Origin of the sequence: Eupransor demetentiae, from assembly GCF_963930865.1 — a bacterium.
Lineage (GTDB): Bacteria > Bacillota > Bacilli > Lactobacillales > Lactobacillaceae > Eupransor > Eupransor demetentiae.
In genome coordinates this window covers 282,620-295,350 of sequence record NZ_CAWVOH010000002.1, presented here as the reverse complement: position 1 = coordinate 295,350, position 12,731 = coordinate 282,620, and the positions used below count along the sequence as shown (strand labels likewise).

Below are 12,731 nucleotides of genomic sequence, written 5' to 3'. Positions count from 1 at the left end.
TAAAGAAAGGACTTTCTCATGATCACTTACCATTACACTGAAATTGAAAAACAAAAAATCTTCTATCGTGAGGCTGGAAACCCTAAAAAACCAACCTTAGTGTTGCTCCATGGCTTTCCTTCTTCCAGCTTTTACTTCCGCAATTTGATGCCCTTACTCGAAAACGACTTTCATTTGCTTGCCCCCGACTATCCTGGTTTCGGTCAGTCTGCAAAGCCAAATCATAAGGAATTCAAGTACAGCTTCGAACACTTAACGGACATTGTCGAAGCGCTTATCGAACAGCTGTTAATCAAGCGATACTACCTCTACGTCTTTGATTACGGTGCGCCCATCGGCTTTCGTTTGGCCCTGCGCCAGCCTGAGTCAGTCCTGGGAATCATTAGTCAAAATGGTAACATCTATCAGGAGGGCTTGGGAGCCAAATGGCAAGAACGGGCAAAATATTGGCATAATCCGACCCAAGCACAGCGGCAAGCTTTTCAAAGCGCTTTTGCTCCCGATACAATTAAGAATCAGTATCTCAATGGCGAACGGCCTGGAAGCGTCGCCCCTGACGGTTATTCCCTCGATATTTTTTATTCGCAGAATGCCAACTATGCTGAAGTGCAGTCGGACTTAATTTTCGATTATCAGAACAATGTGGCGCTCTATCCAACTTTCCAAAAATACCTCCGCCAAGAAGAACCCAAATTATTGGCGCTTTGGGGTAAGAACGATCCTTCCTTCGTCTATCCGGGCGCCGAGGCCTTCAAACGCGACCTACCGAAAGCAGAGATTCATTTGCTGGATGCGGGCCATTTTGCCTTGGAAAGCCAGTACCAAATCATCGCTGACTACATTAAAAATTGGCATTAAAAAAGCAGCCATGTTGGCTGCTTTTCTTATGCCTGCAAAGCTTCTTTAATGGCAGGTTCAATTTTTTCAGGCTTTGTGGTCGGCGCATAACGGTGAATAAGCTGTCCGTCGCGGCCAATCAAAAACTTAGTGTAATTCCACTTGATGCGGCCATGGCCAGATTCAGCCTTCAGATAGGTGAAAAGTGGATCTTCATCATCGCCATTGACCTGCACACGCTCCGTCATGGGAAAAGTAACACCATAATGGATCTGGCAATACTCTGAAGCGTCCTGACCGTCCGCCAGTTCTTGTTTAAACTGGTTAGAAGGCAAACCTAGAACCACGAGCCCATCGTCCTTATATTGCTTGTAAAGCGCTTCTAAGCCTTCAAGTTGTGGTGCCAGGCCACACTTTGAGGCCGTATTAACGATTAAGAGCACCTTGCCCTGGTAATCCTTCAAATCGATGTCGCCACCGTTCATTTCTTTTTCTTTGAAATCATAGATTGTTGTCATCGTGACCTCCTTTTGATTGGGTCTACTATAACAAAAAAGCACACCAACATGGTGTGCTTTTTACTCAGTGCCGACGAGAGGAATCGAACCTCCGACCCCAGGTTTACGATACCCGTGCTCTACCAACTGAGCTACGTCGGCAAATACTCCGACTGCCGGGCTCGAACCGGCGACAACACGATTAACAGTCGTGTGCTCTACCAACTGAGCTAAGTCGGAATAATGCATTGCTTTAAAACAACTATTACATTATGCCATGGCTATTCAGAACTGTCAACGAACTAAGCTGATAAATTAGAAAAAAATCCAAGAAAAAAGCAGCCATCTGGCTGCTTACTAGCTCCGACTGTCGGGCTCGAACCGACGACAACACGATTAACAGTCGTGTGCTCTACCAACTGAGCTAAGTCGGAATAATGTTGTTTACTCAACTAAAACAGTATAGCGAATAAACAAGCATTTTGTCAATAGAAATCGACTTTTTATTAGAATTATTCAGGACGCATTGTTGGGAACAAAACCACGTCACGAATGGTTGCAGAATCAGTCAAAAGCATAATCAAACGATCGATTCCGATTCCCAATCCACCCGTAGGTGGCATACCGTATTCCAGGGCCTCGACGAAGTCTTCATCAATGTTTTCCGCTTCGTCATTACCGTTGTCACGTTCTGCCGCTTGCGCTTCAAAACGTTGACGTTGATCGATTGGATCGTTCAATTCAGTAAAGGCATTGGCAAATTCAGAACCCTTGATAAAGAGTTCGAAACGGTCCGTAAAGCGTGGATCATCCGCATTCTTCTTGGCCAATGGTGATACTTCAACAGGATGTCCGTAGACAAAGGTTGGTTGCTCCAAGGTATCTTCAACGAATTCTTCAAAGAAGGCGTTGATGATGTGGCCAACCTTCCAGTACTTTTCATACTTAACGTGGTGTTCGTCAGCCAACTTACGAGCTTCTTCAACTGACATTTCAGGCCAGAAATCAACACCAGTACGATCCTTAATCAAATCAACCATGTGGGCACGGTTGAAAGGCTTGTTCAAATCGATTTCAGTCCCTTGATAGGTAATCTTAAGGTCGTCTGAAACGGCCTTTGCACCGGCACGGAAGATTCCTTCAGTTTCCTTCATTACGTCAGTGAAGTCCCAGTATGCTGCATAGGATTCCAAAGAAGTAAATTCAGGATTGTGCTTAGGGTCCATTCCTTCGTTACGGAAGATACGACCGATTTCATAAACACGCTCCATACCACCTACAACCAAGCGCTTCAAGTAAAGCTCAGTGGCGATACGCATGTACATGTCGATGTCCAAGGCATTGTGGTGGGTAACGAATGGACGGGCCGCTGCTCCACCAGCCTGCGTTTGCAAGATTGGCGTTTCCACTTCCAAGAAATCTTGACCATCCATGTAGCGGCGGATGGCTGAGATGATGTGTGAACGTTGCTGGAACTTGCGGAATGAGTCTTCATTGGCAATCAAGTCCAAGTAACGCTTACGGTAGCGAGTTTCAACATCCGAAATACCGTGGAACTTATCTGGCATTGGGCGCAAAGCCTTAGTCAAGTGAGTCAAGTGAGAAACCAAAATGGTCAATTCACCTGCATCGGTCTTCATCATGGTTCCCTTAATACCCAGGAAATCACCAAGATCAGCACGCTTAATAATTGGGTAATTGTCGCCTAAATCATCGCGACGGGCATAGACCTGAATCTTACCGGAAACATCGCGAATGTCCGCGAAAATAACCTTACCGGCACCACGCTTGGCAACCATGCGACCAGCAATGACGACTTCGATTGGCTTAGCAGCCAATTCTTCTCCAGTCATTCCATCATATTTTTCATGTAAATCAGCAGCCTTTGCCGTACGATCAAAGCGCTTACCGAATGGATCGAGGTGCAAGTCATCAACCAAAGCCTTAAGCTTCTGGCGACGGGCAACCATCTGATCATTGAGGGCTCGTTCTTCAGCCATGTATTAATTCCTTTCCGATGCCTTTATCTGCATATTTAACCATACCTATCATAACAAATTCAGACATGGTCAACAAAGCTAAAAAGCCTTAATCATGCTTTTTTTCGGCTTTTTCTCGTGCTTCACGATCTTGAATATCCTTCAAAATTGAAGACAGTTCAACTCGGTCAAAGTAATGCCGCTTGCCTGAGAATTTACCCACCACTTCAGCACCACCATCTTCATCAATCATGGCTTTGACTTCATGGGAAGGCAAGGTCGCCAGCATCTTAGCATAGGATTCCTTTGGTGGTTCGGCTGCCAAACCAACTTGCATGGTCATCAACATGTCCAAATTATCATCACCAAAGATATCGGCCAGGATACCCACTGCACCGACTGACTGATCCAGTAACTCTGGTAGAGGTGTTCGCTTCTTCAAATCAGCTTCAAGTTTATCCAATTGGGCATCCGTGACACCTGGTAAGGCTTGAATTAGGAAACCACCGGCGTTTTTGACCTTGTCGTCCTTATCCATTTCGACACCAACGCCAATCACCGTTGGAATTTGATCCGACTGGGCCATGTAATAGGTGAAGTCATCACCGATTTCACCGGAAACTAGCTGACTTTGGCCAATGTAAGGCTGTGAATAGGGTGCGAACTTGGTGACTTGCATGGTGCCGTTTCTGCCGACGGCACCGGCGATGTTTAGCTGATTTTGGTCGTTCACAATTGGCTCTAGCTGAGGATTGGTGACGTAACCTCGGACCGAGCCCTTGGTATCAGCTTCCGTGACCACATTGCCGATGGGTCCCCGGCCAGCTAACTTGATGTTGACGCGTTCCTCCCCCTTCAAGGAAGCCTGCGCAAATAGTTCAGTGGCCAGCAGTGCTCGTCCCAAAATAACAGAAGCAATCCGTGACGTATCATGCGCTTCGGCTGCTTCCTGAACTAAGTGGGTACCATCAATAGCAAAGGCACGGAAGGCCTTGTCTTTGGTAATTGTTTTAATTAATTGATCTGACATAGTTCTCCTTTTATTGAAAAATAAAAAGCTGGCCGGAGCCAACTTTTTACTTACATATCTTAATCATCAGTTGGAGTGTTTGAGCTTGAACCATCATCGACTGACTCGTCTTCGTCGTCATTTGCGTCGTCTAATGGCTTGTCGGGATCTGCATCACCGGCCTTAACTCGTTTCTCTGCTTCTGATTCACGGGCGTCTAATTCCGCCTTGGTTTGTTCAAAAGTCTTAGCTCCCTCATCGTCATCATTTTGACCCTTAGGAGTGAAGGTACCTGTTTCGTAGATATCCTTGATTTGCTTTTCGTCCAAAGTCTCAACCTTCAACAAGGCTTCGGCAATGGCCTGCAACTTATCACGATGTTCGTTGATGATTTCAGTAGCATCATCAAAGGCTTCCTTAGTGAAGCGACGAACTTCTTGATCAATCAAGTTAGCCGTTTCATCGGAGTAGCTTTGGTTACCAGCTTGTTCGCTATAGCCAACCGAAGCATTTCCTTCGAGTTGAACCATACCCAACTTGTCTGACATACCGTAAGCCGTCACCATTTGACGGGCCAAACCGGTTGCTTGCTGGAAATCGTTAGCAGCACCAGATGACGCTTCGTGGAAGACAGCCAATTCAGCTGCACGCCCACCCATCAAACCAGCCAGTTGTTCCTTGGCTTCGGAATAGCGGACGTTGTAACGATCCGCCTTTGGCGTCATCAGGGCATAACCACCGATACGTCCACGCGGCACAATCGTAACCTTACGAACAACAGAAGCATCGGAGCGGACCAAACCAACAAGGGCGTGACCAGCTTCGTGATAAGCCGTTGTTTCGCGTTCCGTCTTTGACATGGTCCGGTTCGTCTTGGCAGGTCCTTGGAAGATACGATCTTCGGCTTCGTCCAAATCAGCAGAATCAATCTGCTTCTTGTTACGACGAGCGGCCAGCAAGGCTGATTCGTTCAAGAGGTTTTCAAGGTCAGCACCAACATAACCAGGGGTTTGCTGGGCAATGGCCTTCAAATCAACATCCGGTGCCAATGGCTTGTTCTTAGCGTGGACCTTCAAAATCGCTTCACGACCCTTAACGTCCGGTGCACCAACCATAATCTTACGGTCGAAACGACCAGAACGAAGCAAGGCCGGATCCAAAACGTCAGAACGGTTGGTTGAGGCCAAAATAATAACCCCTTCAGAACCTTCGAAACCATCCATTTCAATCAGGATTTGGTTCAAAGTCTGTTCACGTTCATCGTTTCCACCACCGATACCAGAACCACGACGACGTCCAACGGCATCAATTTCATCAATGAAGATGATGGCTGGCGCAGTCTTCTTGGCCTGTTCGAACAAATCACGAACACGGGAAGCACCGACACCAACAAACATTTCAACGAAGTCAGAACCTGACATCGAGAAGAATGGTACGGAAGCTTCACCGGCAACGGCCTTGGCAAGCAAAGTCTTACCAGTTCCCGGAGGTCCCTCGAGCAAGACACCCTTTGGAATGCGGGCACCCAATGATAAGAACTTCTTCGGGTTCTTCAAGAATTCGACAATTTCGACCAATTCTTCCTTTTCTTCATCGGCACCAGCAACGTTGTTGAAGCGGGTCTTGTTATCCTTAGGATCAGAAGGCTTAACCTTTGACTGACCCATTCCCATCATGCCGCCACCTTGGCCACCACGACCAGATGACTGACGCATCATGATGTAGAAGACACCGAAAATCAAAATAACGGGCACGATTGAAACAATCATGCTAATCCAGTAACCAGAATTGGCAGCTGGCTTAGTCGTCATATCAGTCTTAGTCTTCTTAGCGGCACTGTTAATGTCGTTTAAGAAAGGATCATTTGGCATCACAGTCGTCGTGAAACGATCTGTTGACTGGTTCTGGCTACTTTGCAGAAGTGAAGACAAACTTTGGTTGCTACTGTTCGAGCTCTTGCTTGCCTTACTATTTGACTTGTAAGTACCTGAAATGGTGTAAACATCATTTCCCGGTTGCATGGTAAAGGACTTGATGTCCTTATCATTCAACTGCTTAACAAACTGACTAGTTGAAATAGTCTTCGTTGTGCTTTTACCACCGTTGAACAGGGTGTACAACCCAGCAATGATGGCAAGGAAAATAATGACGTACAAGAAGCTGCTTCGGAAAAAGCCGCTGTTATTATTTTTCATCCGTCTTCCTCAATTCTAAATCTTAGAAATTAATCTTTCGTGTAAATACTCTTTTTCAAAATGCCGACGTATGGCAAGTTCCGGTAGAGGTCCTTGTAATCCAGACCGTAACCAACCACAAACTCGTTGCGGACGTCAAAGCCAACGTAATCAGCATCAATTTCAATCTTGCGACCGCCCTTCTTATCAAGGAGAGTTGCAACGCGAATTGAATTGGCACCACGGTCAGCCAAGAGATCCTTCAAGAAACGTAATGACTGCCCCGTATCAACGATGTCTTCCAAGATAATAACGTCTCGGCCAGCAACATCCGTACGGATATCGGTCACCAATTCGATCTCATTGGAAGAGGAAACACCGCCGTGATAGCTGGAAATCTTAATGAATTCCAGATTAACGTAAAGCTCAATTTCACGAATTACATCCCCCGTCCAGAGGTAAGCCCCCTTCAAAACAGAGAGTACCAAAGGCCGCTTACCAGCGTAGTCTTCGGTAATTTGCTTGCCCAAACGTTGAGCTGCTTGATGAATACTGTCGCGATCAAACAATATTTCTTCGATGTCGTTATTCACTTGGTTTTTCCTCAATTCGCCAGACTAACCAACTCGGCTTGGTAATAGAGTCAGTCGTAAAATTTTGGTTAAAACGCCAACGCTTCTCAGAAAGGCGCACCGCTAGCAAGTCGTCCGTGCAAGAATTTGCTAAAACCCAGGTACTTCGTCGTGCATCATTGGAAAACTTCTCGTCAATCCAAAGACGTCTTAAGGACTTATGTCCCTGCTTCAAATTCAGCCGATCTTGTGGACGCCCATAACGGAGGCGCAGTCCTTTGAAGTCATTGGAGCTGGGCAAAGCAAGGGTGTCAAACCCCGGCTCCGGTGGCTTTTGCGTCCACTTAACCCAGTTGTTAGCAAAAAATTGCCATTGGTCTAATTCTAACACAATTGACGGTCTTTCCTCTGCCCTTTTTGCAAAGTTTTTCGCGTTTTTTATGCCAACTTGGTGGTAATTTTTAACAAAGCGCCAAGCTTGGCCCAAATCGATTTCTCCTTGTGCTTTTTGGCGGTTATGGAGAAGGTCAGAAATTTGGTTTAACTGCTCTTTTTTTATCTTGTAAAGGCCAGCCTTTTGAATCAATAAGCGGCTTACTTCTGGCCACCAGGCTTCGGGTACTTGCTGATAGTCGGTTTGGAATTGTGGCAAGTATAGCTCGGCTTGTTGCTTTAACAAATCTAATTTATGATCGAGCTCTTGGCCAAATTGATTTAAATGTTGGCTAGTCCGGGAATTCAATTCGTCTAAAGCGGGTAAGATTTGCAGACGTACACGGTTACGGGCAGTATATTCCGGATCGTGATTGGTCCAATCTTCTCGCCAAGCAAGCCCCTCCTCCTGGGCATAAGTAGCAATTTCTGCACGACTTATCCCCAGAAAAGGCCGGTATAAAAGGCCATCCTGCTGGGCCATTCCCGTCATGCTTGCCAGGTCGCCGCCACGAATCAACTTTAGCAAAATTGTTTCGGCCTGATCATCAGCTTGATGGGCCAAAACAATGCCAGCAGAACGGTACTGCTGCGCTAATTCATGAAAAAAAGCATAGCGCAGATCGCGGGCTTTTTCCTCAATCCCAGTTCCCGTTAAATGACAATCCTTTTGCACAAAGGGATAACCATGCTGCTGTGCAAGTTCCTCTACAAAGGCCGCATCGCCGTCACTTTCCGGTCGCAAATGGTAATTAACGTGAGCAACTGTCAGGGCTTGTTGCGGCCGGAATTGCTTAAAAGCATGCAAAAGCACGGTCGAGTCAACGCCGCCGGAAACGGCCAAAATTAAATTGTCGGGCCAGTTGATGGCCGCTAAAGCTGCTTGAATCTTTGACATTGTTTTCATTATACAAAAAAGCATCCATCAGGATGCTTTTGTTTGTTTTACTTATCACTCGAGTAATCAGGTAGGTTGTAAATAATCTCACCCTGACGAGTATAACCATACTTTTCACGTAGGATTTGTTGGAGATAGGACGGATCGTTTAACTGAGACACGTTCTTCTTCAAATCCTTGTTCGTGGACTTAGCGGATTCCAACTTTTGCTCGCTGGTCGTCAGTGACTTGTTGGCGGCGTGCAAGTTCACCTGGCCAATCAAGAGCTGGGCCAGGAAGATCATGGTCACCAACAAGCCAATCCACATAATCCGCTTTTTACGGCGTGCATGCGCCTTACGGTAATGTGCAGCCGCCCGGTCGCGCTGATTAGCACTCGCTTCAATCTGGTGCGCAATCTTCGCGTTTAACGGCGTAATATTCGATTGTATGCGGCCGTAGCTTGACATATCCGGACAACTCCTCTTGTAATCATTCTGTCACATTTTTAATATGCATGCAACAAAATTCTAGACGGATTTATACGAATTGTCAGCGAAAATCACGTTCGTATTCTTCCTTAACCAATTCGTACATTTCGCCTGCTTCATCCTTTTTAACGAGTTCCGCAAGCTTCAAGACTTTAACAGTAATGGTTTTGTTACCAAAATGAATGGTAATTAAGTCGCCAGTTCCAACATTTGCGGAAGACTTGGCAACCTTGTTATTAATTTCAATTCGTCCTTGGTCAGCAATTTCTTTGGCGATCGTACGGCGCCTAACCAAGCGGGAAATCTTTAAAAATTTATCGAGACGCATTGTTAGTCCTCTTTATTTTCTTCTTCAATAACGGCAAGTAGGAAATTACGTAAAATGTTCAGCCAAACGGAACTCTCGCCCTTCAAATCAATCGTCAAACTGACTTCTAGCTGGCCGGTCTTACCCGAAACGGAGGCCTTAAGCGGTACATCCTTTAACGCCTCAAAAATCTTAACACCGGACAACTTTTCGGTAGCGGAATCAGTGAAGCGAACCGTCAAAATGTTCTTCTGGCGGCGCAGTTGTGTTACTTGGGCTTGATCAGCCAAGGACTTAATTCGGCCAACCAGGAGTAAGCGAGCGACTTCATCCGGCATTTCGCCAAAGCGGTCGAGCATGTTTTCTTCGATTTGTTCGAAGTCTTCATCGCTGTGGGCCTGACGAATCCGCGTGTAGAGTTCAATCTTTTGGGCATTGTCGGAAACATAATCATCCGGCAAAAAGGCTAGGACACCTAAGATCAGTTCGGCATCGCTTTCAACCGTCTTTTCTTCGGTATGCCCCTTCCCCTGTTTCTTAGCAACGGCTTCCTTCAACATCTGGGTATACATGTCATAACCGACAGAATCGATAAAGCCGTGCTGCTGTTTTCCGAGTAGGTCACCGGCACCACGAATCGATAGGTCGCGCATGGCGATTCGGAAACCAGATCCCAATTCCGTGAAGTCACGAATGGCTTCCAACCGCTTTTGGCCCTCCTCACTCGGCGTGCGCGTGAAGGGATAGGTGAAGTAAGCATAAGCCAAACGGGCAGAACGACCAACGCGGCCGCGGAGCTGATACAGTTGCGAAAGCCCCATGTGGTCGGCGTTTTCAACAATTAGAGTGTTGGCGTTGGGAATATCGACGCCCGTTTCAATGATTGTCGTCGTGACCAGGACATCGTACTGGTGGTTCAAGAAATCGTACAAAATGCCTTCCAACTGGATTTCACTCATTTGGCCGTGAATGACGGCAACACGGGCCGATGGCACAATGTCTTCGATTTGGGCCGCAATTCGGTCCAAATCCGCCACACGGTTGTGCAAGTAAAAGACCTGTCCGTTACGAGCTAATTCCTTTTCAATGGCATCACGCACCAGAGTCCAATCCTGCTCCACCACGTAGGTTTGGATAGGGAAACGGTTGGCCGGTGGTGTCTCGATGACGGAAAGGTCCCGGGCCCCCACCATAGCCATGTTCAGGGTTCGTGGAATTGGGGTGGCCGTTAGGGTCAAGACATCAACCGAAGCCCGTAACTGCTTCAAGCGCTCCTTGTGCTTGACCCCAAAGCGCTGTTCTTCATCGATAATCAAAAGACCTAAGTCCGCAAAGGCCACGTCCTTAGACAAGAGACGGTGAGTACCGACCACAATGTCGAGCTCGTGATCTTTCAATTTACGGATGGTTTCTTTATTCTGTGCAGCCGTTTGGAAACGCGATAGCAAACCAATTCGGATTTCAGGGAAATCGGCAAAACGCGCCATCATCGTTTCATAGTGTTGCTGAACCAAAATAGTGGTAGGCGCCAAGAAGGCGACCTGCTTACCAGCATGGGCGGCCTTGAAGACGGCACGTAAGGCAACTTCGGTCTTACCGAAGCCAACATCCCCGACCAAGAGTCGGTCCATCGGCCGAATTTTTTGCATGTCCGCCTTAATTTCTTCGATACTGCGGACCTGGTCCGGCGTTTCAGGATAGGGAAAGGCCGTATCAAACTTTAACTGTTCGCGATCATCGGGTGGAAAGGCGTAGCCCTGCTGGGCTTCACGTTCGGCATATAGCTCCAAAAGGTCATCGGCCATGTCTTCAATCTTGCTGGCAACCTGGCGCTTTGTTTTTTGCCATTCGGTTCCGCCCAGCTTGTTAAGCTTGGGGGCTTTGCCGGCATCGGAGGCGCCGATGTACTTTTGAATTAAGTTTAGCTGGGTAACCGGCAAGAAAATCTTAGCGTTCTTTTGGTAAGCAATCGTTAAGTAATCCTGCTTGCCCCCATCGACTTCCAAGGTTTGCAAGCCTTCGTAACGGCCAATTCCATGGTTCACGTGGACGACGTAATCGCCGACCTGTAGTTCGTTGTAGGACTTGATTCGTTCGGCGTTGGCCATGTTCTTGTGGGCCCGCGCAACTGGTTTCCGAGCATGGGTAAAGAGCTCCTGCTCAGAATAAACCGTCAAATGCTCCTGGGGCCATTCAAAACCAGCCGACAAGGAAGCCACCGTAATCTGGACCTTGTTGGGCTGCAAATTATCACCCGCAACAATCGGTAAGTTCAACTCGGCAAGCGAATCACGGAAATTCTCAGCTCGTTGGGCCTCGCCAATTAATAGTACGACCGTGTTGCCGATTTCTTGAGCATATTGCAAATCATTTTTTAAGGCCTGTAATTGCCCGAAATACTGGTTGGCCGGCCGGGTCGTTACTTCTTCAATTTGCGTAAAGCGCAGTTTGTTCAAGCCACGCTGGAAGTTCGCCAAATAGAGTTCCGGCCGCTTGTAGTTGGCCATCACCGCCGCTGGGCCTTCCGGCAAATTAATCTTGGGCAGCAACTGATAACTTTCCAACTGCTTGGCCAACCAATCCTGATTGCGTTCCGCTTGACCGGCATAAAATTCTTCCAGGCGAGCCCATTCGTCAAAGACGATTGTGCTATCAGGTGCCAAATAATCCACGAGACGCTGGGTCTGTGGATAAAAGTAATTAATGTAAGGAAGAATGGTGGCAGAGCGTTGCCCTTCCTTTAAAATCTGCTGGGTTGCCGCAAAACCTTCCGTAGCATGCTTCTTATCAACGCCATCAAGGCCCTTACGATAATCCGAAAAGGCGGTTTCGACCGCCAAGCGACCAGCCGCATACTGTTCAGGCGACAAAACTAAATCAGTGGCCGGCGAAATTTCCACAGCATCAACCTTTTCCTGGGAGTTTTGGCTAGCAGGATCAAAGTATTTGATTTGATCCAATTCATCATCAAAAAAGTCCAAGCGGATGGCCTGATCTTGCAGAGGTGAATAAACATCAAAAATCGATCCACGCTGCGCAAATTCACCCGGCGCCTGCACAAGCTTGCTGGGGCGGTAGCCCATCGTTAGCAGGGTTTCCTTCAATCGGTCAAAATCGTAGCTTTGCCCCACCGCCAAATCCAATTTAGCCGCTTGAAAATCAGCTTTATCGGGTAGTAAGCGGCTAAAACCGGCCACATTGGTGACGACCAAGTGGCGTCCTGGTTGACTCAAGTTGGCCAAGGTCTGCAAACGTTGCAAACGAAAATCTGCTGAAGAGACCGCCAGCTCAGTCGCCAGCGATTCTTCGGAAGGAAAGGCCAAGACCTGGTCCCCAAGTAACTGCGTTAAATCAGCGACCAAATCATCCAAGTGAGCCTGGGTGTCGGTCAAAAGCAGCATGTCCTTTTGACCCTCTTGGTAGAGGGCAGCTAGTGCCGCCGTCTTGGCCGTCCCATTGACGCCCAAAAGTAATTGCTTACTGTCAGCGGACTGACCCTCAGCTAGTTTGTTAATTGCCTGAGTTTTTTGTATAAATTTGAGAAATGACAAAGAAT

General features: G+C 47.3%; 10 protein-coding genes and 3 tRNA genes. 1 reads left to right on the top strand and 12 read right to left on the bottom strand.

The window, feature by feature from the left end:
• The first annotated feature begins 18 nt into the window (after nucleotides 1-18).
• Entirely contained in the window at nucleotides 19-858 is an 840-nt protein-coding gene (locus tag ABSY64_RS05855; RefSeq protein WP_349642147.1) for an alpha/beta fold hydrolase, read from the top strand.
• A 26-nt stretch (nucleotides 859-884) separates the two neighbouring features.
• Here the strand turns inward: ABSY64_RS05855 and ABSY64_RS05850 are convergent, their stop codons facing one another.
• The 12 genes from ABSY64_RS05850 to mfd form a co-directional block, all read right to left on the bottom strand.
• Entirely contained in the window at nucleotides 885-1,355 is a 471-nt protein-coding gene (locus tag ABSY64_RS05850) for a glutathione peroxidase (protein ID WP_349642146.1), read from the bottom strand.
• A gap of 68 nt (nucleotides 1,356-1,423) precedes the next feature.
• Nucleotides 1,424-1,496: transfer RNA gene (locus tag ABSY64_RS05845), tRNA-Thr, on the bottom strand.
• A 5-nt stretch (nucleotides 1,497-1,501) separates the two neighbouring features.
• Nucleotides 1,502-1,574: transfer RNA gene (locus ABSY64_RS05840), tRNA-Asn, on the bottom strand.
• Nucleotides 1,575-1,695: 121 nt separating this feature from the next.
• Nucleotides 1,696-1,768 (bottom strand) — tRNA-Asn (locus tag ABSY64_RS05835).
• Between the two features lie 78 nt (nucleotides 1,769-1,846).
• Nucleotides 1,847-3,334 carry a lysine--tRNA ligase gene (gene lysS / locus ABSY64_RS05830; protein ID WP_349642145.1) on the bottom strand — a complete coding sequence of 496 codons (1,488 nt, stop codon included), beginning with the start codon at nucleotides 3,332-3,334 and terminating at the stop codon, nucleotides 1,847-1,849.
• A gap of 88 nt (nucleotides 3,335-3,422) precedes the next feature.
• Nucleotides 3,423-4,343, bottom strand: coding sequence for an Hsp33 family molecular chaperone HslO (gene hslO / locus ABSY64_RS05825; protein WP_349642144.1), 921 nt, complete (start codon nucleotides 4,341-4,343; stop codon nucleotides 3,423-3,425).
• Between the two features lie 59 nt (nucleotides 4,344-4,402).
• The gene (ftsH, locus tag ABSY64_RS05820; RefSeq protein WP_349642143.1) at nucleotides 4,403-6,517 is read right to left on the bottom strand and encodes an ATP-dependent zinc metalloprotease FtsH; all 2,115 of its coding nucleotides are present in this window, start codon (nucleotides 6,515-6,517) and stop codon (nucleotides 4,403-4,405) included.
• Nucleotides 6,518-6,546: 29 nt separating this feature from the next.
• On the bottom strand, nucleotides 6,547-7,089 hold the full coding sequence (gene hpt, locus ABSY64_RS05815) for a hypoxanthine phosphoribosyltransferase (RefSeq protein WP_349642142.1): 543 nt from the start codon (nucleotides 7,087-7,089) through the stop codon (nucleotides 6,547-6,549).
• Complete coding sequence (gene tilS / locus ABSY64_RS05810) at nucleotides 7,082-8,407, bottom strand: tRNA lysidine(34) synthetase TilS (protein WP_349642141.1); 1,326 nt, start codon at nucleotides 8,405-8,407, stop codon at nucleotides 7,082-7,084. Before tilS ends, hpt begins: the two co-directional genes overlap by 8 nt.
• Before the next feature lie 38 nt (nucleotides 8,408-8,445).
• A complete protein-coding gene (locus ABSY64_RS05805) occupies nucleotides 8,446-8,847 on the bottom strand; it encodes an FtsB family cell division protein (RefSeq protein WP_349642140.1) in 402 nt (133 codons plus the stop codon).
• A gap of 82 nt (nucleotides 8,848-8,929) precedes the next feature.
• On the bottom strand, nucleotides 8,930-9,196 hold the full coding sequence (locus ABSY64_RS05800) for an RNA-binding S4 domain-containing protein (RefSeq protein ID WP_349642139.1): 267 nt from the start codon (nucleotides 9,194-9,196) through the stop codon (nucleotides 8,930-8,932).
• 2 nt (nucleotides 9,197-9,198) lie between these two features.
• A complete protein-coding gene (gene mfd, locus ABSY64_RS05795) occupies nucleotides 9,199-12,726 on the bottom strand; it encodes a transcription-repair coupling factor (RefSeq protein ID WP_434063057.1) in 3,528 nt (1,175 codons plus the stop codon).
• Between the last annotated feature and the right edge of the window lie 5 nt (nucleotides 12,727-12,731).